At 62.0% G+C, this 26,263-nt stretch carries 18 protein-coding genes; 10 read left to right on the forward strand and 8 right to left on the reverse strand.

Features of this window, described 5'->3' with window-relative positions:
- Positions 1-199: 199 nt before the first annotated feature.
- Positions 200-3,880 (reverse strand): SbcC/MukB-like Walker B domain-containing protein, encoded by a 3,681-nt coding sequence (locus CYR32_RS03225; protein ID WP_101822529.1) that lies wholly within the window; start codon positions 3,878-3,880, stop codon positions 200-202.
- Positions 3,877-5,112, reverse strand: a complete 1,236-nt coding sequence (gene sbcD / locus CYR32_RS03230; RefSeq protein WP_101822531.1) for an exonuclease subunit SbcD — start codon at positions 5,110-5,112, stop codon at positions 3,877-3,879. The genes CYR32_RS03225 and sbcD overlap by 4 nt, the downstream gene beginning before the upstream one ends.
- 274 nt (positions 5,113-5,386) lie before the next feature.
- On the opposite strand from sbcD, the gene phoB reads away from it, so the two are divergent.
- Genes phoB through CYR32_RS03245 form a run of 3 tightly spaced genes read left to right on the forward strand, consistent with a single transcriptional unit; the run spans position 5,387 to position 8,438 of the window.
- Positions 5,387-6,076, forward strand: coding sequence for a phosphate response regulator transcription factor PhoB (gene phoB / locus CYR32_RS03235; RefSeq protein ID WP_101822533.1), 690 nt, complete (start codon positions 5,387-5,389; stop codon positions 6,074-6,076).
- A 21-nt stretch (positions 6,077-6,097) separates the two neighbouring features.
- Positions 6,098-7,414 carry a phosphate regulon sensor histidine kinase PhoR gene (gene phoR / locus CYR32_RS03240; protein ID WP_101822535.1) on the forward strand — a complete coding sequence of 439 codons (1,317 nt, stop codon included), beginning with the start codon at positions 6,098-6,100 and terminating at the stop codon, positions 7,412-7,414.
- A 34-nt stretch (positions 7,415-7,448) separates the two neighbouring features.
- Complete coding sequence (locus CYR32_RS03245) at positions 7,449-8,438, forward strand: PstS family phosphate ABC transporter substrate-binding protein (protein ID WP_101822537.1); 990 nt, start codon at positions 7,449-7,451, stop codon at positions 8,436-8,438.
- Between the two features lie 18 nt (positions 8,439-8,456).
- Here the strand turns inward: CYR32_RS03245 and CYR32_RS03250 are convergent, their stop codons facing one another.
- The 3 genes from CYR32_RS03250 to CYR32_RS21765 form a co-directional block, all read right to left on the reverse strand.
- On the reverse strand, positions 8,457-11,141 hold the full coding sequence (locus CYR32_RS03250; protein ID WP_101822539.1) for a glycoside hydrolase family 38 N-terminal domain-containing protein: 2,685 nt from the start codon (positions 11,139-11,141) through the stop codon (positions 8,457-8,459).
- Between the two features lie 3 nt (positions 11,142-11,144).
- Entirely contained in the window at positions 11,145-13,109 is a 1,965-nt protein-coding gene (locus CYR32_RS03255) for a PTS fructose transporter subunit IIABC (RefSeq protein WP_101822541.1), read from the reverse strand.
- A gap of 129 nt (positions 13,110-13,238) precedes the next feature.
- Complete coding sequence (locus CYR32_RS21765; RefSeq protein ID WP_206602439.1) at positions 13,239-13,388, reverse strand: hypothetical protein; 150 nt, start codon at positions 13,386-13,388, stop codon at positions 13,239-13,241.
- A 206-nt stretch (positions 13,389-13,594) separates the two neighbouring features.
- Here CYR32_RS21765 and CYR32_RS03260 point away from each other — a divergent pair, with 206 nt between their 5' ends.
- The 4 genes from CYR32_RS03260 to malZ all read left to right on the forward strand — a co-directional run bounded on the left by CYR32_RS03260 (position 13,595) and on the right by malZ (position 19,956).
- Positions 13,595-14,698, forward strand: coding sequence for a cobalamin-independent methionine synthase II family protein (locus CYR32_RS03260; RefSeq protein ID WP_101822543.1), 1,104 nt, complete (start codon positions 13,595-13,597; stop codon positions 14,696-14,698).
- A gap of 463 nt (positions 14,699-15,161) precedes the next feature.
- On the forward strand, positions 15,162-16,481 hold the full coding sequence (gene brnQ / locus CYR32_RS03265; protein ID WP_101822545.1) for a branched-chain amino acid transport system II carrier protein: 1,320 nt from the start codon (positions 15,162-15,164) through the stop codon (positions 16,479-16,481).
- Between the two features lie 135 nt (positions 16,482-16,616).
- Entirely contained in the window at positions 16,617-18,005 is a 1,389-nt protein-coding gene (gene proY, locus CYR32_RS03270; RefSeq protein WP_101822547.1) for a proline-specific permease ProY, read from the forward strand.
- Positions 18,006-18,126: 121 nt separating this feature from the next.
- Positions 18,127-19,956, forward strand: a complete 1,830-nt coding sequence (malZ, locus tag CYR32_RS03275; RefSeq protein ID WP_101822549.1) for a maltodextrin glucosidase — start codon at positions 18,127-18,129, stop codon at positions 19,954-19,956.
- Positions 19,957-20,033: 77 nt separating this feature from the next.
- Here malZ and ggt read toward each other — a convergent pair whose 3' ends face one another.
- The 3 genes from ggt to CYR32_RS03290 all read right to left on the reverse strand — a co-directional run bounded on the left by ggt (position 20,034) and on the right by CYR32_RS03290 (position 23,467).
- Positions 20,034-21,797 carry a gamma-glutamyltransferase gene (gene ggt / locus CYR32_RS03280; protein ID WP_101822552.1) on the reverse strand — a complete coding sequence of 588 codons (1,764 nt, stop codon included), beginning with the start codon at positions 21,795-21,797 and terminating at the stop codon, positions 20,034-20,036.
- 297 nt (positions 21,798-22,094) lie between these two features.
- Positions 22,095-22,697, reverse strand: a complete 603-nt coding sequence (locus CYR32_RS03285; protein ID WP_072926562.1) for a peroxiredoxin C — start codon at positions 22,695-22,697, stop codon at positions 22,095-22,097.
- A gap of 188 nt (positions 22,698-22,885) precedes the next feature.
- Complete coding sequence (locus tag CYR32_RS03290; RefSeq protein WP_101822554.1) at positions 22,886-23,467, reverse strand: acyl carrier protein phosphodiesterase; 582 nt, start codon at positions 23,465-23,467, stop codon at positions 22,886-22,888.
- A 104-nt stretch (positions 23,468-23,571) separates the two neighbouring features.
- On the opposite strand from CYR32_RS03290, the gene queA reads away from it, so the two are divergent.
- The 3 genes from queA to yajC all read left to right on the forward strand — a co-directional run bounded on the left by queA (position 23,572) and on the right by yajC (position 26,240).
- Positions 23,572-24,642, forward strand: coding sequence for a tRNA preQ1(34) S-adenosylmethionine ribosyltransferase-isomerase QueA (gene queA, locus CYR32_RS03295; protein WP_101822556.1), 1,071 nt, complete (start codon positions 23,572-23,574; stop codon positions 24,640-24,642).
- Between the two features lie 98 nt (positions 24,643-24,740).
- A complete protein-coding gene (gene tgt, locus CYR32_RS03300) occupies positions 24,741-25,865 on the forward strand; it encodes a tRNA guanosine(34) transglycosylase Tgt (RefSeq protein ID WP_101822558.1) in 1,125 nt (374 codons plus the stop codon).
- A gap of 39 nt (positions 25,866-25,904) precedes the next feature.
- Positions 25,905-26,240 (forward strand): preprotein translocase subunit YajC, encoded by a 336-nt coding sequence (gene yajC / locus CYR32_RS03305; RefSeq protein WP_101822560.1) that lies wholly within the window; start codon positions 25,905-25,907, stop codon positions 26,238-26,240.
- Positions 26,241-26,263 lie beyond the last annotated feature (23 nt).

The following is a 26,263-nucleotide window of genomic DNA, read 5'->3' on the forward strand; positions in this document are numbered from 1 at the left end:
CTGGGCGCTGAACGCAACGGCCTGAGCGTACACGTTGAACGCAGCAGCCTGAGCCTGCGTGCTGAACACCACAACCCGGGCGTGAGCGGCCGCCTTCCGGCCGCCGCTCACCTGCCGCACGGCAGGCTTAAAACCGCCGTGCGGCAGGCCCCGGCCCCGCTTACTTCGCTGTGGCAGCCGCTCACCCCTTGTCACCCGTTCAGGGCACCGCAAACTCTTTGCCCAGGCGGCTGACGCCCAGCCCGTTGACCTTTTTCACCCGGATCTGCACCGGGATGCGCTCTTTCATCGCATCCACGTGGCTGATCACGCCGATGGTTTTGCCGGAGGCGTTGAGGTTGTCCAGCGCGTCCAGCGCCGTATCCAGCGTGTCGGCATCCAGCGTGCCGAACCCCTCATCCAGGAACAGCGAGTCGATGCTGGTTTTGTGGCTGACCAGATCGGAAAGCGCCAGCGCCAGCGCCAGGCTGACCAGGAAACTCTCGCCGCCGGACAGGGTGCGGGTGTCGCGCAGGGCATCCGCCTGCCAGGTGTCCACCACCTGAAGCTCCAGCGCATCGCTCTGTTTGCGCTGCAACAGGTAGCGGCCGTGCAGCCGCTCCAGCTGCTGGTTGGCGAGATAGACCAGATGATCCAGCGTCAGGCTCTGGGCAAAACGGCGGAACTTGGCCCCGTCACTGGAACCGATCAGCGCGTTGAGCGCGCTCCAGTCCCGGAACTGCTGCTGGCTGTCGGCGATCTGGGCAAACAGCTGCTGCTGGTTGGCGCGGCGCTGGCGGTCGCTCTCCAGTTGCTGGCGCAGCTCTCCCTGCCGCTGGGCGCAGAGCCGCAGCGCCTGTTGCAGGGCGCTGAGTGACGCCTCAAGCATATCGCCGTCCGCCTGGGCGCTCAGGCCCGCCGGGCGCTGCTGCTGGTGGCGCTCCCAGGTGGCCTGCGCCTGTGTCAGCAGCGTGTGTGCCTGCTGCTGCTGCTGAAGCAGCGACGCTTTCTGCTGCTGCAACGCGTCCCGCTGCGCCTCCTCCAGCAGCGCCTCATTCAGTGCGGTTTCATCCGTAAACGCACTGGCCGCCAGCGCGGCGGTAAACTGCTGTTCGCTCTGCTGTTCACGCCCGGCCAGCTGCTGCTGTTGCTGTTCCAGCCCGGCGATCTCCCCGCCCAGGCGGCTCAGGGCGTGCTGCGCCTCCCGGCACGCCGTTTCAGCCAGTTGCACGGCCTGCGCGGCGGCCTGTACCTCGCGCTGTAAGGTGTCGCGCGCTGCCGCCACGTCACGGTCACCAAACAGGTCACGGCGCTGCTGTTGCGCCTGCGCCTGTTGCTCAGCCAGCGCGCGGCACTGTGCCTCCAGTTCCGCCAGGCGCGCGGTGGCGTCACCCAGGCGCTGCTGCTCCCCTTCGCGCCGCGCCTCGGCCTGCTTCAGCGCCAGCGTGAGCGCCTGTTGTTCCTGCTGGTGCTGCTGCCACTGCTGCCACTCCTGCTGCCGTGCCGCCAGCCAGCTGTCGTGCTCCCCGGCTGCCGGCGGCGTCAGCCCCAGTTCGCCCAGGGCGGCGGCGATGCGCTGCGCCTCGTCGGCGTGGGCCTGTGCCTCCTGCGCCAGGCGTGCCTCGTGCTGCGCCCACTGTTTCTGCTGCTCCTGGCGGCGCTCATCCAGCAGCGCCAATTGGTGAAGCAGCTGCTGGTGCGCCTGCCGGGCGCTGTTCAACGCCTCCTGCGCGGTGCGGTGCGCCTGTTGCAGGGTTTCACGCTGCTGCCACTGCTGCTGGTGCTGCGTTTCCTGCTGCTCCTGATCGGCCAGCCAGGCGTTCAGGGCGGCGTCATCCGTGAGATCAAAGGTGAGCGCCAGCGGCGCGCTTAACTGTTGCCAGCGCTGCTGCTGTTCCGCCTGCGCCTCACCGGCGCGAAGCTGCTCCTGCTGTAACTGCGCCTCGCGCTCCTGCAGGGATTTCACCCGCGCGCCCAGCTCAATACCGGCGGTTTTTATCGCATCCACCTGCTGTTCCAGCGCGGCCAGCCGTTGTGCCGTTTCAGACAGCACAATGCGCTGATAACCGGCGATGGCCGGGTGCTCGGTGGCCCCGCACAGCGGGCAGGCATCGCCGGGTTGCAGCGCCGCGCGGTGCGCTTCGAAACTCACGATCTGCTCTTCGCGCTGGTGCAGCGTTTTCAGGTCGGCCAGGTGCTGTTTCTGCTGCTGGTACTGCCGGCGCTTCTCCGCCAGCTGCTGCCCGGCCAGCGCCAGTTGCTGCTGGTTCTCCTGCTGTTGCTGCTGCAGGTGGGCGATCTGCTGGCGGGTCTGGCGTGCCAGCGGGGCGAGGGCGGCGAGCTGGCTGCGCACCGGCCGCTGCTCGCGCAGGGCAGTGAGGGCGCTGCGCAAGGCCGCCTCCGGGTGCTGCTGCTCGTGCGCCTGCCACGCCTGCTGATGCACGGCGGCTTGCGCCCCGGCCTGTTGCAGTGCCTGATCGGCGGCCGGTTGCTGTTGCGCCAGCGTTTCGCGCTCCTGGGTCAGGCGGGCGAGCTGCTGCCGGGCGGTGTCCAGATCCTGCCGGGCCGCGTGTTGTGCCTGTTGGTAGGCCGCCTGCTGCTGGAACTGGGTACGCCACAGCGGCAGGTGCTCGCCCCACTGGGCGTGGTGCGCATGGTCACGGCCATAATGTTCCAGCGCCGCCAGCCGCCCGCTGCCCTGTTCCAGCTGCTGCTGGGTCAGCTGTAACTGGCGGCGGCGCTCCGCCTCCTGTTGTTGCTGCGCCTGATGCGCCTGCTGTAATTCCCCCTGCTGGCGGGCCAGTTGGGCGAGCTGCGTATCCAGCGGGGCGACCTGCGCGATCAGCGCTTCCTGTTGGGTCTGCTGCTGTTGCAGGGCGTCGGCCTGTTGACGCGCCTGCTCATGCCGGGCGAGCAGCGGCATCAGCGCCTGTTGCTGCGCCTGTTGGCGGGCGAGCAGGGCGGCCAGCGTGGCCTGGTGCTGGAGGCGGTCGGCGCGGGCCTGATCGCGCTCCCGCTGGAGCGGGCGCAACTTTTCAGCCGGTTCATTGCGCGCCAGCCGCAGCAGATCGGGCTGCGCCTGTTGCCACGCCTCCTCCGCCTGCTGCTGCTGACGGCGGCACTGCGCCAGCGCCTGCTGGTGCGCCTGGTCCTGGGTCAGCCAGGCGATCGCTTTTTGCAGATCGGCGGCCTGCCCGGCCTGCTGCGCCTCCTGCGCCGTGAGGTCAGCCAGTTGCCGGGTTAACGCCTGCTGCTGCTCTTCCGTCATCAGTTCGATGCCGGCGGCGCGCTGGTGCAGGGCGTCGAGGTCGATGCGCGCCTGTTTGTGCTGCTCAAACACCCGCTCCGAGAGCTGACCATAAATCTCGGTGCCGGTCAGCTCCTCCAGCAGCTCGGCGCGGTCATTGGCATCGGCGTTCAGGAAGGCGGCGAACTGCCCCTGGGAGAGCATCATCGACTTGGTGAAGCGGCCGAAATCCAGCCCGGTGATCTGCGCCACCGACTCCAGCTTGTCGCGCACTTTGTCCGCGAGGATTTTGCCGTCCGCGACCCGCGCCAGCTCCACTTTCGGTGCCTGCAGGTTGCCGTCGGGGGCATTTTTGGCACGGCGCTGGCTCCAGAAGGCGCGGTACGCCACCCCTTTGACCTCAAACTCCACCTCCGCCAGTGATTCGGCAGTGTGGCGTGTCATCAGCTCATTGTGGCTGGGCGTCACCGTGAGGCGCGGCGTCTGGTGGTAGAGCGCCAGACAGATGGCGTCCAGCAGGGTGGTTTTCCCGGCACCGGTGGGGCCGGTGATGGCAAACAGGCCGTTGCTGGCGAACGGCTCCTGGGTAAAGTCGATTTTCCATTCGCCTTGCAGCGAGTTGAGGTTTTTCAGCCGGAGGCTCAGGATTTTCATGCGGATTGCACCCCTTCATTGGCTTCGCGCACCTCTTCCACCACGTTGCGGAACAGGCGGCGCAGGGTGTCGCACTGCGCCTCGTCTGCGTCTGTTTCCAGCGCCATGCGCCGGTCAAACACCTCTGCAACAGAGAGCTCGGTCAGCGTCTCTTTAGCCTGCCGGGCCAGGGCGCTCTGGCGCTGGGCTTTGTTGCGGCGCAGCAACACCACCTCCACCGGCAGCGGCTCGGTGAGTTGCTGGATGCGGCGCTGGATATCGCTCAGGTAGTCCTGGGTGGCGACTTCAATATCGAGCCAGACCGGGCGGGCCGGGTCGGCGTCGCTAAACGCCTGCAGCTGCTGTTCAATCTCAGCCAGCGAGCCTTTGACGATCGCCATCGGCTGGTGCACCGGCACCGGCAGCGTCTCCACCGAGGCCAGCGTTGCGCCGTCAAATTCCAGCAGGTAGACGCTTTTGTTGTTGCCGGCTTCGTCAAAGCTCAGCGGGATCGGCGAGCCGCTGTAACGGATATGGTTGCTTTTCGCCACGCACTGGGCGCGGTGGATATGGCCGAGGGCGATGTAGTCCACCGGCGGGAACGCCTGGGCCGGGAAGGCGTCCAGCGTGCCGATGTAGATGTCCCGCACGGAGTCGGAGGTGGTGACGCCCACCGTGGTCAGGTGGCCGGTGGCGATAATCGGCAACGGCAGGCCGAGTTCGTCGCGCTTCGCCAGCGCGGCCTGATGCAGGTCGTGGTAGTGGGCGGCGATCGCCTCCTGCAGCGCCAGCTGTTTCTCACTGCCGGACTGCCCGGCGCGGCTCAGCAGCAGGTCACGCGGGCGCAGGAACGGGATGGCGCAAAGCAGCGCGCCGGGGGTGCCGTCATGCCGGTTCAGCACGCAGAGCTGCGGGCGGTGATCGGCCTTCACATTGGCGATCACCGTGGTGTTCAGGCAGGCGAGCAGCTCCCGCGATTCGTTCAGCGTGGCCACCGAGTCGTGGTTGCCGCCCAGCACAATCAGCTGGCAGCGGGTGCGCTGCAGCGCCACCACAAAGTGGTTGTAGAGCTGGCGGGCGTAGCTCGGCGGCGCGCCGGTATCAAAAATATCCCCGGCGACCACCACCGCATCGACCTGGTGGGCCTCAACCTGTTCAATCAGCCAGGTCAGGAACGCCTGGTGCTCCGCTGCGCGGCTCTTGGTGAAAAAGACCTGGCCAAGATGCCAGTCAGATGTATGAATCAGGCGCATAACACTCTCGCTTCTTATTGCCTGCCCCGTGGGGCGGAGGAGGGGGATTATAAACGCCGTCGCGGCGCGATGTCGTGGGGGAAACCGGCCGGGGTTTGCGAGGCACTTTCCAACTCCGTCATTTTCTTGCTTGCCCGGCTACAATTAGCGGTAAGGTATGACCAATTCCCGCGCTGAATGGACGCGGCAAAGTTATTCATAAATGTGTCATAAAACTGACGCATAATGGCGGCCGCACACAAACGTGATCGCTAACCTATTGGCAGGATTGACGATGGCAAGACGTATTTTGGTGGTTGAGGATGAAGCCCCGATCCGGGAGATGGTCTGTTTTGTTCTGGAACAGAATGGTTACCAGCCGCTGGAAGCGGAAGATTTTGACAGCGCGTTAAACCGCCTGGCGGAACCTTTCCCCGATCTGGTTTTGCTTGACTGGATGTTGCCGGGCGGCACCGGGCTGCAATTTATCAAGCACATGAAGCGCGAAGCGATGACGCGTGACATCCCGGTGATGATGCTGACCGCGCGCGGCGAGGAGGAAGACCGGGTGCGCGGGCTGGAGGTAGGCGCGGATGACTACATCACCAAGCCGTTTTCCCCCAAGGAGCTGGTGGCGCGCATTAAAGCGGTGATGCGGCGCATCTCGCCGATGGCGCTGGAAGAGATGATTGAGATGCAGGGGCTGAGCCTTGACCCCTCCTCGCACCGGGTGATGGCGAATGAGTCCCCGCTGGAGATGGGGCCGACGGAGTTCCGGCTGCTGCACTTCTTTATGACCCATTCCGAGCGGGTCTACAGCCGTGAGCAGCTGCTGAACCATGTCTGGGGCACCAATGTGTATGTGGAAGACCGGACGGTAGACGTGCATATCCGCCGCCTGCGCAAGGCGCTGGAGAGCAGCGGGCATGATCGCATGGTGCAGACCGTGCGTGGGACGGGCTACCGATTCTCAACGCGCTACTGATGCCGCGGCGGAGATCATAACGTGCTGGAACGTCTATCCTGGAAGGGGCTGGTGCTGGAGCTGGCGCTGTTCTGCCTGCCCGGCCTGCTGCTGGGGCTGCTGGCGGGCGGCCTGCCCTGGTGGCTGCTGGCGAGCGTGCTGGGCGCGCTGGGCTGGAACTACTACAACCAGCTCCGGCTCTCCTACTGGCTCTGGCTGGACCGCAGCATGACGCCGCCCACCGGCCGCTGGAGCTGGGAGCCGATCTTCTACGGCCTCTACCAGATGCAGCTGCGCAACCGGCGGCGGCGGCGTGAGCTGGCGCTGCTGATTAAGCGCTTCCGCAGCGGCGCGGAGTCGTTGCCCGATGCCGTGGTGCTGACCACGGAAGAGGGGATGATCTTCTGGTGTAACGGGCTGGCCCAGCAACTGCTGGGGCTGCGCTGGCCGGAAGACAACGGCCAGAACATCCTTAACCTGCTGCGTTACCCGGAGTTTACCCGCTATTTGCAGGGCGAGACCTTTACCCGCCCGCTGACGCTGGTGCTGAACAACGGCCACCATGTGGAGTTCCGGGCGATGCCCTATTCCGAGGGGCAGTTGCTGATGGTCGCGCGGGACGTGACCCAGATGCGCCAGCTGGAAGGGGCACGGCGCAACTTCTTCGCCAACGTCAGCCACGAGCTGCGCACGCCGCTGACGGTGTTGCAGGGCTATCTGGAGATGATGGGCGAAGAGACGCTGGAGGAGCCGCTGCGCAGCAAGGCGCTGCATACCATGCAGGCGCAGACCCGCCGCATGGACGGGCTGGTGAAGCAGCTGCTGACCCTGTCGAAAATTGAGGCCGCGCCACCGCCCGATATGCAGGAGCGGGTGGATATTCCGCGGATGCTGCGGCAGTTGCAGCCGGAGGCGCAGGCGCTGAGCAATAACCAGCACCAGATTGAGTTCCGGGTCAATGACGCGCTGAAGGTGTTCGGCAATGAGGACCAGTTGCGCAGCGCCGTCTCCAACCTGGTCTATAACGCCGTTAACCACACCCCCGCCGGCACGCGTATTGAGGTCTCCTGGCAGCGCACTGCCCACGGCGCGCAGTTCCAGGTCAGCGACAACGGGCCGGGCATCGCCGCGGAGCACCTGCCGCGCCTGACGGAACGCTTCTACCGGGTCGACAAGGCGCGCTCGCGCCAGACCGGCGGCAGCGGGCTGGGGCTGGCGATCGTCAAACATGCGCTTAACCACCACGATGCCCGGCTGGAGGTGCTGAGTGAACCGGGGGAAGGCACGCGTTTCCTGTTTACCCTGCCGAAACGGCTGATTGTGCCGGATACATTGACTCAGGACGCGACACAGACATAATTACCCGCTTCAGCCCTCTTGAGCCACACAACCCATGATTTCACGGCATTGCCGGCAGGCCCTGGCCTGCCTCCTGTTTCTGTTGCCGGCCGCGTTGCCCAGCCTGCCGGCTGCGGCGGCCCCACAGGTGAGCGACCATGCCGCGCCCCCCGTCAACCGGATGCTCTCCGGCAACCTTTCCAGCGTCGGGTCTGATACGCTCGCCACCCTGATGACGCTGTGGGGCGAGGGCTTCTCCCGCCGCTACCCGGGGGTGAACCTACAGATTCAGGCCGCCGGCTCCTCCACCGCCCCCACCGCGCTGGCGGCCGGGGCGGCGCAACTGGGGCCGATGAGCCGGCCGATGAAAAACTCGGAGCTGGCCTCTTTCCGCCAGCGTTATGGTTATTTGCCGCTGGCGGTGCCGGTGGCCGTGGATGCGCTGGTGGTACTGGTGAATCAGGATAACCCGTTAACCGGGCTGACCTGGGACCAGCTCGATGCCATCTTTTCCGTGACGCACCGCTGCGGTGAGACGGAGCCGGTGCGGCGCTGGGGGGATGTCGGCCTCGGCGGCAGCTGGGCCGGGCGCACCTTTTCCCGCTATGGCCGTAACTCCGCTTCCGGGACGTACGGCTACTTTAAGCTTCGTGCGCTGTGCGGCGGCGATTTCCTGCCGCAGGTCAACGAACTGCCCGGCTCCTCGTCGGTGGCGCAGGCGGTGGCCGGGTCACTGGACAGCATCGGTTACGCCAGCATCGGGTTCCACACCAGCGGGGTGAAGGCGCTGTCGCTGGCCGAAGACGGGCGGACGTTCATCCAGCCGACGGCGGACAACGTGCGCAATGGCCGCTATCCGCTGACCCGTTTCCTCTATATCTATGTCAATAAAGTGCCGGGCCAGCCGCTGGAGCCGCTGACGGCCGCCTTCTTCAGCCATGTACTCTCAGAGGCGGGGCAGCGGGTGATCACCCGTGACGGCTACCTGCCGCTGCCGCCGGATACCCTGCGCGAGGTGCGCGCGCTGCTGGCATTGCCGGAGTAACGGGGCGGCACGCGCGGCTCAGTGGGGGCCGCTGAGATAAATTGCCAGCGTCAGGTACGCTTTGCCTGCCAGCGCGATCGCGCCGGTAAGCGTTTCTTGCGGCGTCTCATTGAGGCTCAGGCGGGAGATCTGATGGCCGCCGTCGCTGATGACAGTAAAGGTCTCGGGCGCGTCGGTAGGGTTGAATACACGGATGATTAACGCGTTATCCGGGCCCGGTTTGCACATGCTCATCATGACCCGCGGGTTATCGATCGCCAGTTTCATCGCGGCGGCCGGGGCAGGCCGGTCAGGCAACGGGATCGCAAAACGTTCCAGCCGCTCTTCAAAGGTGTTCAGGTGCTGCACCTGGTAGGTCAGGTGATGCCCGCGGTAACGGTTCACTGCATGATAGACCGCCGCCTCATCCATGCCGGCATCCTCAAATATCAGGGCGTAATCAAACGTCATTTTTTGCCGCATCAGCGCATCCGGCGTGTGAACCACCTTATTGTTGATGCCGGAGGCCCGTCCGGGCCGCCACAGGGTGTCATCTTTTCCCAGCAGCCCCACGCTGCGGAACAGGGTCAGGGCGATGCTGTTCTCCTCCGGCAACACCTCATACTCTTTGATGCCCCGGGTGATGATGCCGAAAAGGCAGCGCCGGTCTTTTACATAGACCACGTTTTCCAGGGTGTGGATCGGCACCGGCTTTTCGACAAAGCCCGCCTCCCGCCAGCCCGGCAGGTAGCGCCCGGCCGTCTCACGCCGGAGGATCGCGTAGCCCTGATCGGCATAGGAACTGGCGGGCCGTACCACCGGCGTGTTGACCTGCACCCGCAGGCGGTGTCCGGTCACGCTGTTCACCAGCTCATGCTGTATTCGTACCATCGGCTCATCATGGCGCAACTGGATCAGGGTGCGGAGGGTCACCGGCTGATCCCGCTGGTTTGCTGTGCGCCGGGCGATCGCTTCCGGCAGCAGCAACACCGACTCCAGCGTCATGCGGGAGATTAACGGGCCGGTTTCGGTGGCGATAAGCCGGAAGTGATGGAAGCGAAGTGGGGACTCACTTTCCAGCGGCGAGAAATCGAATTCGTCGCCATCATCCCCTTCATCCACAAAGGTGAGCAGGTTATCGATCCGCTGGTTAAGGCGCAGATTCTCCAGTGACAGCGTGCCGTTCTGGAGGGTAACCCGAAAATGGCGGTTTTCGATCCGGGTCGCCTGGGTGGTGACAAGCGGGGCGGGGGCGCTGCCTGCCGCCCCGCCATGCTCCTCCGGGTGCTGTTCTTCCAGATCATACGCCTGATAGCCCAGCCCCGGCGTGCGGAAGGGCGTAAACAGGATCTCGCTGCGGTAGTAGTTCTCTGCCGGTTCCAGTTTTTCGCCCTGCGCCGTGACGATCACCTTTTTTCCGCCGTCTATCGCGTCCTGCCGGAGCAGGGTGCAGGCCACCGGTTCGCCGTGATGCCGCAAGGTGAAGTGCGGGCTGCGGGTAAAGACCACGGCGCTGACCAGCGGGTCGAGCGGGTGGGGGGTGTTATTGAATACCATCAGGATGTTTTCCCGGCCCAGCTGGCGGGTCACCTGATGGCTGAGTTTCTTTTTCAGCAGATTAATCAGGCTCAGGGCGGAACGCTCAACGCTGATCAGCCGCTGTTTAATGTCGTGGTTAACCGGGTCGGCGTTGGTGGCCTCAATGCCGTTGTGGGCATGGGCGGCGAACAGCGTTTTCCACAGGCGGCTCATCAGGCGCGGCGGGCAGGTGATGCCGTACAGCGAGGCCAGCGCGGCCAGCGGTTCAAGCTGATCCAGCAGCAGGTGCTCGGTCTCCCAGTTCTGCCGTTTGATGTCGTAACGGGTGGAGTGGCAGGTGCGGTGGATACGCGATTTCTGGCAGGCGACCAGTTCGCCGTCGATCACATGCGGGAAGTCCGTGTCTGCCCAGGTCTCTGCCATATAGGTTTCGTAGTCGGCCAGTGTGAAGTGATACGCGGTCTGGCATTGGTTCAGCGCCGCCACCGTGGCCGGGAAATCCGCATTCGCCAGCACCTGATCGCCGCCTGCGGGCAGCAGCAGGTTAGGGGTGCGTTGGCTCATCGCGGCCAGCTGGTCAAGGATCGGTAATAATCGCTGTTCAAGGTAGTCAGGCTGCGCGCTTAAAAATTTCCCCGGGCCATAACCAAAATAGAGGTAGTGCGTGGCGATCGTTTTCTGGTTGGGCGCGCGCCAGTAAAAATTGAGGTCACCCTGTAGCTGGTCGGTGTAGATCCCCCGTTGTACCACACAATATTGAATGCCCAGATCGGTGAAAAAGGCGGGCAGCCAGGCGTGCTGGCCGAAGACATCGGGCAGGTAGCCGATATTCATGCTGTGGCCAAAGCGCCCGGCAAGGCGGGTGCCGTAAAGCAGGTTACGGATCAGGGATTCGGTGCGGATTAACAGGGTGTCACACTGGGTATACCAGGGGCCGGCCAGCAACCGCCGCCGGGTAATTAACGCTTCCAGCCGGGCCGCATTTTCCGGCCTGACCGCCAGATAATCGTCGAGCACAGAGGCGAGGCCATCAAAGGTATAACTGGGGAAGGTGGGGTCGTTCTCCAGCAGCGCGATCAGGTAATCCATATTCTCGATCAGCAGAATATGGGAATCCTCACAGGTGAAATACCACTCTGCATCCCAGTGGGAGTGCGGAACGACATAAACCTCTTTTTTCGCCATCGGTTACTCCTGGTTTTCCATACGTATTTTCCCGGTCTTGATCAGGGCATAGCGGACAAAAACGTTGGCGAACGCGATAAACACTACGCCGGCCACCAGCCCAATAAGGTAGGCGGGCAGGTTCTCCACCAGCGGCCAGCCCCAGACGGCCGGCAGCGGGTACCACTGTACCGACCCTAAGCAGATGGCCGTGACGGCACCGATCACCGCGCCGGCGATATTAATCGGGATGGTAATCAGCGGGTTTTTCAGCATAAAAGGGATCGCGCCCTCCCCGATGGCCAGAAAGCCGAGAATTAATGACGTGGTGCCGGTGACGCGCTGGTTTTCATCAAAGACCCGCTGCCTGACCAGGTATTTATCCAGCAGGGTCGCCAGCCCGATGCCGATGGGCGGAATAACAATCCCCAGCACCCGGGCGGTCAGGGGGTAGATATGGTCGGCCGCTAGGCCAATGGCGATCGCCCCCGCGGACTTATTCACCGGCCCGCCTAAATCAAAGGCGGTGAGGGAGGCGATAATCACCGCCAGCATCAACGCACCGGAATTCCCGTGGGCAATTATCGCCTGCTGAAGAAAGTGATTAATGCCGCCGAATACCGGATCGACGAGCCAGAGGTTAATAAAGAAAATCACCAGCACCGTCAGCCCCGGCACGATCAGCATCGGTTTCATCGCCTGGAGGTTTTTATGCAGCCGGATATGTTTATTGAGGTAATCCGCCACCACACCGGCCACCAGACCCAGTATCAGCGCACCGAGAAACCCGGAAGGCACCCCGCCGCCGGATGACCAGAAAATAAAGTGCAGGCCACCGGCAAAAGCACCGCCGATAAACCCCGGCACCAGGCCGGGCCGGTCGGCCAGGCTGTACGCCATATACGCGGCAAAGACCGGGTACATGAATTTCATGATCATATTCCCGTACAGCGTCAGCGCGTGGAGAACCACCAATAACGGGCGCGGATCGCTGGCATAGGCGGCGTCACTGATATTCACCACGCCACCCAGACTGGCCCCGACCTGCCCGATGCCGATCATCAGCCCGGCGGCGACGATAACCGGGATCATATAGGAGATGCCGCTGGAGACGCCCTGATAGAGCCTGGCAGGAAAGGAGAGGCCGGTGGCACCGGGCGGTGCGGCGGGGGCGTCTGCGGCCAGAATACCGTCTGGGTGGTGTAATACGCGGTCAATCAGGCCGTCAGCATTCCTTAACGGTTCAGAGACGGTGGTCGCGACATATTTTTTGCCGTGGAACCGCGCCTTGCCTTTGGGCGGCAGCGTCGCGGCGAAGATGACGCCGTCCGCCTGTTGGATCTGTGCCGGAGTGACCTCATCCTCTACGCCGTTTGCCCCCTGTTTCTCGCTCCATACCCGGATGCCGCGCGCCGCCCCGGCTTTTTCCAGCGCCTCGGCCGACATATAGGTGTGGGCGATACCGGCCGGGCAGGAGGTGATTACTATCAGGCTCGTCTGCGGCGCGGGGGGCACGCGGGGGGTATCCGCCCCGGCAGGGCGATCCAGGATCGCCAGAAACGCCGCCGGGGTAGCCGCTGCTTTCAGCGCGGCGACGTTGGTTTCCTCCATCAGCAACAGGCTCAGGGAGGAGAGCAGCCGCAGGTGGGCGTTAGGGTCGCCGTCGGGCACGGCCAGCAGAAACACCAGCTCAACGTTATCCTCGCCATCCAGCGTCGGCCAGTCCGTTACCGGCCGGGCCAGCCGGACAGCAGCAAAAGCCGGTCTGATGACCGTGGCCGATTTGCCGTGGGGAAGGGCGATGCCCTGCTCAAAGCCGGTTTCCGAGAGGTTTTCCCGCTGCCAGACCGCCTCCAGAAACGCCTTTTCATCGCTGACCATGCCCTGTTCAGCCAGCAACCGGCAGAGGTTCTCCAGGATAACCGCGCGCTGCTGCCACGGTTTATCCAATAAAATCAGTTTCTCACTGGTGATGCTGCTTAATAACATACCTCCCCCTGACGCGCGGTGCGGCTATGTGGTGGTGTCTGTTTATGCGGCCTGTTATGGCGGGCAGATTAATCGATTAACCTGATATTGGAAGCGCGGTTAACGCGATTAACCCGCCATTCTGCGCAATCAGGGCGCTTCGCGGCCCTGCGGTGTGAAACGCATCACAAGGTAAATCTGCGGGTGATCCTGCTTCAGGTGCGCGGCATAAATCAGAACGTAATCGAACAGGGCGGGGGGAAAACCAGCCAGATCGGTATCAACATGAATTTCTTTCATGTGACATGAAAAATTCTCGTTTGCGGTTGAACAGAACTCATGACAAATTGGCCTTCAAGCCATATAGACGTCCAGAAGTCTGATGTCACTGAGAGCAACTATTCTCATTGATGATAATCAATAGTAGAAATAGTTATCTTAATAAATTATTTACGAAAACGATGATGTGATTATTGCTGCCGGGCAGCACTATTCAGGAGCCAGAGATGCCAAATACTACCCCTGCTTTTTCCGCTGACGTTGTCGGCAGCCTGCTGCGCCCGGCTGCCCTGAAAGAGGCACGCCTGAAATTCCAGGCCGGTGAGATTGATGCCGCCCAACTGCGCCAGGTAGAAGATGACGAAATCCGCCATGTGGTGGCGAAGCAGCGCGAGCTGGGCCTGAAAGTGGTGACGGACGGGGAATTCCGCCGCGCCTGGTGGCACTTTGACTTCTTCGAAGGGCTGGACGGCGTGGAGCCTTACGAAGCCGATCAGGGCATCCAGTTCAACGGCGTGCAGACCAAAGCCCGCAGCATCAAAGTCACCGGCAAACTCGGTTTCAGCAACCACCCGATGCTGGAGGATTTCCGCTTCCTGAACAGCATCGCCGGGGATGCAGTGGCGAAGATGACTATCCCAAGCCCGAGCGTGCTGCATTTCCGCGGCGGCCGTAAAGCGATCAGCCATGAGGTCTACCCGGATCTGGCGGTCTATTTCGACGACCTGGCGCAGACCTACCGTGACGCGATCAAGGCCTTCTATGACGCAGGCTGCCGTTATCTGCAACTGGATGATACCGTCTGGGCCTACCTTTGCTCCGATGACCAGAAACAGCAGATGCGTGAGCGCGGGGACGACCCGGTGCAGCTCGCCCAGACCTACGCCGATGTGCTGAACAAAGCGATTGCCGGCAAGCCGGACGATCTCACCATCGGGCTGCATGTCTGCCGCGGTAACTTCCGCTCGACCTGGATTTCAGAGGGCGGTTATGAGCCGGTGGCGGAACTGCTGTTCGGCACCGTCAACATCGACGCTTTCTTCCTGGAGTATGACAACGAGCGCTCCGGCGGCTTTGAGCCGCTGCGCTTCCTGAAGCCGGGCAAACAGCAGGCGGTACTGGGGCTGGTAACCACCAAAAATGGCGAACTGGAAGATCCGGCGGTGATTGAGCAGCGCATCCGCGAAGCGGCGGAGTATGTGCCGCTGGAACAGCTCTGCCTGAGCACCCAGTGCGGTTTTGCCTCCACGGAAGAGGGCAACAGCCTCACCGAAGAAGAGCAGTGGAAAAAGCTGAAGCTGGTGGTCGATACCGCCGCCCGCGTCTGGTAACCCACTGATTCTGCCTGCGGATCGTGTATTGAAGGCCCTTATGGCGGCGATTTCATGCATATCCGCAGGCAAACAGACACAGTTTGTGTGCTGCTTGTGTAAATAATATACAAATCATGTAGGGTGGATCAGAGCTTAAAGCGCACGATTATCTGCTTATGAAATTTTATACAGTCAATGACTCTGCTTTTTTGATCCCGTCTTGTCTTTCTACGCTATAAACGTTTAACTTAGCCCCCGTTGTCGCGCTACACCACCTGCAATACGTCAATTTTCCGCCCTTACCGGTGCGTGGTCGCTTCCAGCATGGAGAGCCGCTGCAAGATGCAGCCAACGTATCGCATAGACCTATGACGATAAAAATAATTTTGGCAGACGGATGCTGAAGCCCGGCTTTTGCCTGGCCCACAGCCCGCGGCAACAGGGTATCTCTTTTTTCCTTTGAACAGGCAACACGACACAAATGAGTCATCGTTTAGCAAGTAAAGATATTCTGGCGCTGGGCTTCATGACCTTCGCGCTGTTTGTCGGCGCAGGAAATATCATCTTTCCGCCGATGGTGGGGTTGCAGTCCGGCGAACATGTCTGGTGGGCTGCCCTGGGCTTCCTGATCACAGCCGTTGGCTTGCCGGTGGTCACGGTAGTGGCGCTGGCCCGTGTCGGCGGCGGCATTGATGCCCTGAGCACGCCGATCGGCCGCAAAGCCGGCCTGCTGCTGGCGACCATTTGCTACCTGGCCGTGGGCCCGCTGTTTGCCACCCCGCGTACTGCGACCGTCTCCTTTGAAGTGGGCATCGCCCCGCTGACCGGCGATGGCGCGATGCCGCTGCTGGTTTATAGCCTGATCTACTTCGCGCTGGTGATCGCCGTTTCCCTCTATCCGGGCAAACTGCTGGACACCGTCGGCCATGTGCTGGCCCCGCTGAAGATGGTGGCGCTGGCGATCCTGGGCATCGCCGCCGTGCTGTGGCCGGCAGGTCAGCCAATCCCGGCTACCGAGATCTACCAGCATGTGCCGTTCTCCACCGGCTTCGTCAATGGCTACCTCACCATGGACACGCTGGGCGCACTGGTCTTCGGGATTGTTATCGTTAACGCCGCGAAATCGCGCGGGGTGAAAGATGCCGGCCTGCTGACCCGTTACACCATTTTTGCCGGGCTGATTGCCGGTGTCGGCCTGACGCTGGTCTACCTCTGCCTGTTCAAACTCGGCGCGGGCAGTGGCGTGCTGGTGCCGGACGCGCAAAACGGCGCGGTGATCCTGCATGCCTATGTGCAGAACACCTTCGGCGGCATCGGCAGCACCTTCCTGGCGGCGCTGATCTTCCTGGCCTGTATGGTCACGGCGGTGGGCCTGACCTGCGCCTGTGCGGAGTTCTTTGCCCAATACCTGCCGTTCTCCTACCGGACGCTGGTGTTTGCGCTGGGCCTGTTCTCGATGGTGGTCTCCAACCTCGGCCTGAGCCAGTTGATTCAGATCTCCATCCCGGTGCTGACGGCCATCTACCCGCCGTGCATCGTGCTGATTGTCCTGAGCTTCACCCTGCGTATGTGGAACCGCACCACACGCATTGTGGCACCGGTGATGCTGGTCAGCCTGATCTTTGGTATTATCGACGCCATCAAAGCCTCTGCCCTGACGGTGGCCTTGCCGGCCTGGACAGAACACCTGCCGCTGGCGTCCCAGGGGCTGGCGTGGTTGCCGCCATCGCTGCTGATGCTGGTGCTGGCCGGGGTGTATGATCGTGCCGCCGGTGAGCGCAACGTCACTGCCCATCAATGATGTGATGATGTCTGCGTAACCCTTTTGATGCCACGGGCCCTCCCGTGGCATTTTTGCGTTAACGATCCGGCGCATTTCCGGCGACCGGGCCGTTTTCACCTTTTGTTTTTGGTTCACTTACAGGTTTAAAAGTACATGGAACAACCAGCTAACAAGCTTAAGCGAGGCCTGAGCACCCGGCATATTCGTTTTATGGCCCTGGGCTCTGCCATCGGTACCGGGCTGTTTTATGGGTCGGCCGATGCCATCAAAATGGCCGGGCCGAGCGTGCTGCTGGCTTACCTGATTGGCGGGGTGATCGCCTTTATCATTATGCGCGCGCTGGGCGAGATGTCCGTCAATAACCCGCAGGCCAGCTCCTTCTCCCGTTACGCCCAGGATTACCTCGGCCCGCTCTCCGGTTACATCACCGGCTGGACTTACTGCTTCGAGATTCTGATCGTGGCGATTGCCGACGTCACGGCGTTCGGCATCTATATGGGGGTCTGGTTCCCGGACGTGCCGCACTGGATCTGGGTGCTGAGCGTGGTGCTGATCATCGGCGGCATCAACCTGATGAGCGTGAAGGTGTTCGGCGAGCTGGAGTTCTGGTTCTCCTTCTTCAAGGTGCTGACCATCATCATCATGATTGTGGCGGGCATCGGCATCATCGTCTGGGGCATCGGCAACGGTGGCCAGCCGACCGGCATCCATAACCTGTGGAGCCACGGCGGCTTCTTCAGTAACGGCATTATGGGGATGATCCTGTCGCTGCAACTGGTGATGTTCGCCTACGGCGGCATTGAGATTATCGGCATCACCGCCGGTGAGGCCAATGACCCGAAAACCTCTATCCCGAAAGCGATCAACTCCGTGCCGTGGCGCATCCTGGTGTTTTACGTCGGCACGCTGTTCGTGATTATGTCGATCTACCCGTGGAACCAGGTGGGTACGCAGGGCAGCCCGTTTGTGCTGACCTTCCAGCATATGGGCATCACCATTGCGGCGGGCATCCTGAATTTCGTGGTGATCACCGCGTCGCTCTCTGCCATTAACAGTGACGTGTTCGGCGTCGGGCGGATGCTGCACGGCATGGCAGAGCAGGGCCACGCGCCGAAAATGTTTGCCAAAGTCTCGAAGCGCGGCATTCCGTGGGTCACGGTGGTGGTGATGATGCTGGCGATGCTGGTGGCGGTCTACCTTAACTACATCATGCCGGAGAATGTCTTCCTGGTGATCGCTTCCCTGGCGACCTTTGCCACGGTGTGGGTCTGGATCATGATTCTCTTCTCGCAGATCGCCTTCCGCCGCAGCCTGACCAAAGAGCAGGTCTCGGCGCTGGCCTTCCCGCTGCGCGGCGGCATCGCGACCTCGGTGGTGGCGATTATTTTCCTGGTGTTCATCATCGGGCTGATCGGCTACTTCCCGGATACCCGCATCTCCCTCTATGCGGGCCTGGTCTGGGTGGCGCTGCTGCTGCTGGGCTATGCGTGGAAAGTGAAATTCCAGCGCCGGGTCGCGGCGCAGACGCGCCATGATGCCTGACCGGTTTTAACCGTCTCCGCCCCCGCTCTCCTCCCCGGAATTTTTGCCGGTCAGAGGAGGGCGGAACCCGCCCGGCATGGCATGGTGAGCGCAGTGATGTGCTTACCAATCTGGAGAGATTATGCTCAATGCCTGGCACCTGCCGGTCCCCCCTTTTGCCGCCCTCCGCGGTGATTTCCTCTACCTGACCCTCTGGCTGGAAGGCGACACGCTCCCTGAGCGGGTGTTGTTGCGCGCCGAACCGGACAACGAAGAGTGGTTGCAGGTCATGGAGTCACGCCGGATAGGGAAATACCAACGTTACCATGCGGTGCTGGCGCTGAACGAGGGGCAGCCCGCGCGCCGCTACTGCTTCAAACTGCTCTGGGCCGACCGGCAGAGCTGGGTCGGCCCGCTGGGGGTCAGCACCCTGCAACCGGGCGCGCTGGAACAGTTCTCCCTGAATGTGCCCGATGACGGCCCCGGCTGGGTCAGCGATCAGGTTTTCTACCAGATTTTCCCTGACCGTTTCGCCAGCAGCGGCGGTGACCACCTGGTACAGGACGGCAGCTACTACCACCATGCGGAAAAACGGGCGGTGCGCCGCTGTGGCTGGGACGACCCGATCGAACCGGAAGGCTCCCCCTCGGCCTTTTATGGCGGCGATCTGGACGGCATCACCAGCAAACTGCCCTACCTGCAGCAACTCGGGGTCACCGCGCTCTACCTGAACCCGGTGTTCACTGCGCCCAGCGTGCATAAATATGACACAGAGGATTACTACCAGGTTGACCCCTGTTTTGGCGGCAACGCGGCGCTGGTGCGGCTGCGTGAAGAGACGCGCGAACGCGGGATGCGGCTGCTGCTGGACGGCGTGTTCAACCATACCGGTGACTCCTGCGCCTGGTTTGACCGCCACCAGCAGCACACTGACGGTGCCTGCCACCACAAAGATTCCCCCTACCGTGACTGGTACAGCTTCTGGCCGGACGGCAGCACCCGTGACTGGAAAGGCTTCAGCACCCTGCCCAAGCTCAACTACGCCAGCGCCGGGGTAGTGGCGCAGATCTACCAGGGGCCGGAGAGCGTGGCGCGCCACTGGCTGCGCCCGCCTTACAGCATCGACGGCTGGCGGCTGGATGTGATCCACATGCTGGGGGAGGAGGGCGGCGCGAAAAACAACCTCCACCACCTGGCCGGGATCAAACAGGCGATCCGCGAGGAGAACCCGGAGGCTTATATCCTTGGCGAACACTTTGATGATGCGCGTGACTGGCTGCACGCCGGGGTGGAAGATGGCGCGATGAACTACCGCGGTTTTGCCGTGCCGGCGCGCGCCTTCCTGGCCAGCATCGACAACGCCGGCCACCCAATCGCCCTGACGGCGCAGGCGTGCGCGCAGTGGATGGAGGCCTACCGAGCCGGGTTGCCGCATCAGGTGCAGTTGCGCCAGTTTAACCAGCTCGACAGCCATGACACCGCGCGTTTCCTCACCCTGCTCAACGGCGATCTGGCGCGCATGGCGATGGCGGTGGTGTGGCAGTTCAGCTGGATTGGCGTGCCCTGCATCTATTACGGCGATGAAATCGGGCTGGAGGGCGGCAATGACCCTTACTGCCGCAAAACCTTCCCCTGGCAGAAAGCGCGCTGGAACAGCGACCTGCTGGCGCTCTATACCCGTATGGCGGCGTTGCGCCGGGAGAGTGAGGCACTGCGCTATGGCGGCTGTCAGGTGCTGTTTGCCCAGGGGGATACGCTGGTGTTCCTGCGGGTTTACCAGCAGGAGCAGGTGCTGGTGGCGCTGCAACGCGGTGCGGCCGGAACCCTGAGTCTGCCGCTGTCGCCGTTGTTGCAGGCCGCGGAGTGGCAGGTGCTGGAAGGTAAGGGAGTACTTACTTCAGAGCCGGAACAGCTTGGGCTGGCCCTGCCGGCGGAGAGCGTGACGCTCTGGCGCAGCCACAACAATGGCTGAGCCTTTATCGCCGTAAAACGTCATGCCATAAAAAAAGCGGGCCTGCACCGGCCCGCTTCTCTTCCTCTGCGTTGCAATCAGTAGCCGATGGCAGCTCCCGCCGGGCGGCGCACATCGTTGGCCCCGTACAGATAGCCTTCGCGCACTTTGCCGGACACGGCCGAGTCGTTGCCGGAGTTGGCCGGGGTGACGCCTGCCGCGCCCGGCAGGCCGACCATGATCAGCTCAGCCGCACCCCACGGGGTCTGCTCCACCATCTTATAGCCGCGCTCTGCCAGCAGGGCCAGGGTGTCCGCCGAGACGCCGCGCTGCTCGTAATAGACCTCATCCGGTAGCCACTGGTGGTGGATACGCGGCGCATCCACCGCTTCCTGCGGGGCCATGCCGTAATCGATGATGTTGATGGCGGCCTGGAGGGTAATGCTGATGATGCGTGACCCGCCCGGCGAACCGAGCACCAGGAAGATTTTTCCGTCTTTGGTCACCAGTGACGGGCTCATCGAGGAGAGTGGGCGCTTACCCGGGGCGATGGCGTTGCGGCTGCCCTGTACCAGCCCGTAGAGGTTCTGCTCGCCGACTTTGGTGGTGAAGTCGTCCATTTCATCATTGAGGAAGAAGCCGGTGCCGGGGGCGATCACCACTGCGCCGAAGCGGCCGTTCACCGTATAGGTGGTGGAGACGGCGTTACCCTGCTGGTCCACGATCGAGTAGTGGGTGGTTTCCGGCTTCTCATGCGGCATCATGCCCGGCTGCACCTTCTCCGACGGCGTGGCGCGCAGCGGGTCGATCTGCTTGCGGATCTCGCCGGCGTAACTCTTGCTGGTCAGGCGGCCGATCGGGTTGGTCACGAACGCCGGGTCGCCGAGGTAGGTGTTGCGGTCCATGTAGGCGTGGCGCATCGCCTCCGTCAGTACATGGATCGAGGCGGCGGAGTTGAAGCCCATCTCTTTCAGGTTGTAACCCTCGAGGATATTGAGGGTCTGGCACAGCGTGGTGCCGCCGGAGCTGGGCGGCGGCGAGGAGACAAACTTATAGCCGCGGTAGCTGCAGGTGAGCGGGGCGGTTTCGCTGATGCGGTAATCGGCGAAGTCTTTGGCGGTCAGCAATCCGCCGCCTTTTTTCGCGGCGGCTTCCACCGCGGCCGGGATATGCCCTTTATAGAAGGCGTCCGGCCCGCGCTGGGCGATCGCCTCCAGCGTGTTGGCCAGATCTTTCTGCACCAGCCGGTCACCGGGTTGCAGGGCGCTGCCGTCCGGGCGCAGGAAAATGCGCGCGGCTTCCGGGTCATCACGGAAGCGTTTGACGGTGGTGTCCAGCACGTCGGTATCGGCGCGGGTCAGCACAAAGCCCTGGCGTGCCAGTTTGATCGCCGGTTCCATCACCTGGCGGCGCGTCAGCTTGCCATGTTCACGCTGGGCGGTGTCCAGCCCCAGCACCGTGCCGGGCACCCCGGCGGCCAGGTAGCCATACAATGAGGCGTCTTTGCGGACTTTGCCCTGGGCATCCAGGTACATGTCGGCGCTGGCGGCCGCTGGGGCCGTTTCACGGAAGTTGATAAAGGTGTCTTTGCCGTCGGCGAGGTGAATCGTCATAAACCCGCCACCGCCGATGTTACCGCAGCAGGGGTTGACCACCGCCTGCGCGTAGCCCACCGCCACGGCCGCATCCACCGCGTTCCCGCCCATTTTGAGTATATCCACGCCAATCTGGGAGGCCAGATATTGCGAGGAGACCACCATCCCGTGCTGCGCCTCGACGGCAGGCATCGACGCGGCATACAGGTTGCCGCTCACCAGTAACGCCAGCGCACTCAGCGGTGCCGTCCATTTTGTTAACTTCATATTCCCTCCTGTCTGTGCCGATCTTATCGTTATTGGCGGCAGGCCGTTGCCCGCCCTCAGAAGCACTGCAAAGCGCGCGCCAGAGTGGCGGCAGCCCGCGTGCGTTACCAGCGTAGCGGCAAATGGAGACGGAAGTGACAGAAAACAGAGGAAAAATATTCATTTTGCCGGGCCGGGCGGCATTATGGCGGGGCAATGCTGACCCGAAAAAGGGCAGGCGTAAAAAAACCGGCGGGCAGAGCCGGCCGGTTTTTGTCCTGTGGTGCAGCAGCCGGGCAGAACCCGGCGGCAGGCAGATTACAGGTTGATGGCGTTTTCAGACAGGTACTTGGCGACGCCGTCCGGAGATGCGCCCATGCCAACTTTCCCTTTTTCCCACTGAGCCGGGCACACTTCGCCGTGCTCTTCGTGGAATTGCAGCGCGTCAACCATGCGCAGCATTTCGTCGATGTTACGGCCCAGCGGCAGGTCGTTAACCACCTGGTGACGCACGATGCCGTCTTTGTCGATCAGGAAGGAGCCGCGCAGTGCAACGCCTGCGTCCGGGTGCTCGATACCGTACGCTTTCTGGATTTCACGCTTAACGTCAGCCACCATCGCGTATTTCACTTCGCCGATGCCGCCTTTATCAACCGGGGTTTTACGCCATGCGTTGTGGACGAACTCGGAGTCGAAGGAGATACCGACGACTTCTACGCCACGGCTCTGGAATTCAGCGTAACGGTTGTCGAAAGCGATCAGCTCAGACGGGCAAACAAAGGTGAAGTCCATTGGCCAGAAGAAGACAACGGTAGGTTTGCCAGCAGTGTGTTTTTTGAAGTTGAAGTTCTCAACGATTTCACCACTGCCCAGCACGGCAGCAGCGGTAAAGTCTGGGGCTGGACGAGTTACCAGGACCATAATTACTCCTGTAATATCAAGTTAAAGGACGGTTTATGAATAAGACGAGGGCAGTATAGGGATTTAGGCAGGGTGAATAAAGGGTAAAAGACCAATCATTCAGATAGCTTCCGGCTATTGATGCAAGTTGTAAAATCTATCCTGCTTTAACAATAACCCCTGAAAAATCCTGCCTTAAGCGTGCCTGATCACAGTTCCCTGCGGCGCGCGGTTTCCATCATCTGCGGATAAAAATCAAAGAAGATCGTTTCAAACTGCGGGTAATTGCGCTCAATGTCAACAAATGAGCCGGCCAGTTGATGCAGGCGCGGGCGGCGGGCGGCCATCCGCGCCAGCACATTTTCGATAAACGGCAGCCCGGCATAGCGCTCCAGCCAGCGTTCCGGCCAGAGCACCCGGTTGAGCTGCTGAAAACCTGCCGGCATCGCCGGTAAACTGGGTAAAATTTGACCTTGCGCATAACTGACGAACGCCGGCAGCGTATAATCCGCCTCCAGTTTTTGCCAATGCAGCGCCAGAAAGTGGTCCCACAGCACATCCATAGTAATCGGGGCGACGCGGCGGTACTCCTCGCTGAACAGACGGCGCGCCTCTTTAACGGCGGGCAGGCTGTCGGTGAGTGAGTCCACCCGGCGGTGCATACGGATGCCCTCCACCACCTGGGGATCATAAAGGTGCGCAGGGTCCCCGCGGACGAAGTCAGCGGCCAGGTTACCGGGCAGTGAGCTGTTGGCCAGGTGGGCCAGATGCAGATGGGCGAGAAAATTCATTCCGCCAGTATAACCATTTCAGGCGGCGGGTGCCCTTAATTGTTGCAGCCGGGCGGTGCTGGCTCTAGACTAAGCCGCCTGTTTTTCACGTGAAGTAGAATGCTATGCGCGTCGCTGATTTTTCGTTTGAACTCCCTGAATCCCTGATTGCCCGCTACCCGCAAGCCCAGCGCAGCGGCTGCCGGCTGCTCTCGCTGGACGGCCCCAGCGGTGACCTGACGCACGGCGTCTTCACTGACCTGCTGGAGACGCTGGAAGCGGGCGACCTGCTGGTATTCAACAATACCCGTGTGATCCCGGCGCGGATGTTCGGGCGCAAGGTCAGCGGCGGTAAAATTGAAGTGCTGGTGGAGCGCGTGCTGGATGACCACCGCGTGCTGGCGCATGTGCGCGCCTCCAAAGCCCCGAAGCCGGGCGCTGAGCTGCTGCTGGGCGATGATGAAAGCATCTCCGCCACCATGGTGGCGCGCCACGATGCGCTGTTTGAGCTGCGCTTCAACGATGAGCGCGACGTGTTCAGCGTGCTGAACGCCGCAGGCCATATGCCGCTGCCGCCCTACATCGACCGCCCGGATGATGAGGCGGATCGCGAGCTCTACCAGACCGTCTACAGCGCCAAACCGGGCGCGGTGGCGGCCCCCACTGCCGGGCTGCACTTTGATGAGCCGCTGCTGGCCGCGCTGAAAGAGAAGGGCATTGAGATGGCCTTCGTGACCCTGCATGTCGGGGCCGGTACTTTCCAGCCGGTGCGGGTAGAGAGCATTGAAGACCACATCATGCACGCCGAATATGCGGAAGTGCCGCAAGAGGTGGTGGATGCGGTGCTGGACTGTAAGGCGCGCGGCAAACGCGTGGTGGCTGTGGGCACCACGTCGGTGCGTTCGCTGGAGAGCGCCGCCCAGGCCGCGCAGGACGGCCTGATCGCGCCGTTCTTCGGCGACACCAAAATCTTTATCTACCCGGGCTATGAGTATCAGGTGATTGACGCCCTGATCACCAACTTCCACCTGCCGGAATCGACGCTGATTATGCTGGTGTCGGCGTTCGCCGGCTATACCCAGACCATGAACGCGTACCATACCGCGGTAGCGGAGCAGTACCGTTTCTTCAGTTACGGCGATGCGATGTTCATCACCCGTAACCCACTGGCCGCGCAACAGGCGGCAGGCCGGTAATACCCGGCCCGGCGCACCCTGTGCCGGGCTTACTCTTTCCGGGGCTGTCCGCCCCGGAGTCAACCTCATCAGACTGTTTCTCTGATGCCGGAGGCACTGTGAAGTACGAATTAATCAAGAAAGAGGGCCGCGCCCGCCGCGGCCGTCTGGTGTTTGAGCGCGGCGTGGTCGAGACCCCGGCCTTTATGCCGGTCGGCACCTACGGCACCGTCAAAGGCATGACGCCGGAAGAAGTCAAAGAGTCCGGCGCGCAGATCCTGCTCGGCAATACCTTCCACCTTTGGCTGCGCCCGGGGCAGGAGATCATGAAGCTGCACGGCGACCTGCATGACTTTATGCAGTGGCACGGCCCGATCCTCACCGACTCCGGCGGTTTCCAGGTCTTCAGCCTGGGGGCGATGCGTAAAATCAAGGAAGAGGGCGTTTACTTCCGTAACCCGATCAACGGCGACCCGGTGTTCCTCAGCCCCGAGAAGTCGATGGAAATCCAGTACGACCTCGGCTCCGACATCGTGATGATCTTCGATGAGTGCACCCCGTACCCGGCCGACTGGGACTACGCCAAACGCTCGATGGAGATGTCACTGCGCTGGGCGGCCCGCAGCCGTAAGCGTTTTGACGAACTGAATAATAACAATGCGTTGTTCGGCATTATTCAGGGCAGCGTTTACGAAGATTTACGAGATGTCTCCGTAAAAGGGCTGGTAGAGATCGGCTTTGATGGTTACGCTGTGGGCGGCCTGGCGGTCGGTGAGCCGAAAGAGGATATGCACCGCATCCTGGAGCACGTTTGCCCGCAGATCCCTGAGGACAAACCGCGCTACCTGATGGGGGTCGGCAAACCGGAAGATCTGGTGGAAGGCGTGCGCCGCGGCATTGATATGTTCGACTGCGTTATGCCGACGCGCAACGCGCGTAACGGCCACCTGTTCGTCACCGATGGGGTGGTGAAAATCCGCAATGCCAAGCATAAAGAGGACACCTCGCCGCTGGATCCGGAATGTGATTGCTACACGTGTCGCAATTACAGCCGTGCCTACTTGCATCATCTGGACCGTTGCAACGAAATACTCGGTGCGCGTCTGAATACCATCCATAACCTGCGTTATTACCAGCGCGTCATGGCGGGTTTACGCCAGGCTATTGATGAAGGTAAGTTAGCGCAGTTTGTCACTGACTTTTATCAGCGCATCGGCAAGCCCGTTCCGCCGCTGGATGCCTGATTTCAAAAAACTGATTTCGATAACAATGAGGGAATTTTAATGAGTCTGTTCATTTCTGATGCTGTAGCCGCAGCAGGAGCGCCGGCCGGACAGTCAAGCCCGTACTCACTGGTCATTATGCTGGTGGTGTTCGGCCTGATCTTCTACTTCATGATCCTGCGCCCGCAACAAAAGCGCAGCAAAGAACACAGAAAGCTGATGGAGTCGATCGGCAAAGGTGATGAAGTGCTGACCAATGGCGGGCTGATCGGCCGCGTGGCCAAAGTGTCTGAAACCGGCTATATCGTGATTGCGCTGAATGACACCACAGAAGTGACGATTAAGCGTGACTATGTAACCGCCGTTCTGCCGAAAGGTACGATGAAGGCTCTGTAATTAAATTTCCCTAAGGGAACTGC

The sequence above is a fragment of the Chimaeribacter coloradensis genome (assembly GCF_002858715.1).
GTDB classification, from domain to species: domain Bacteria; phylum Pseudomonadota; class Gammaproteobacteria; order Enterobacterales; family Enterobacteriaceae; genus Chimaeribacter; species Chimaeribacter coloradensis.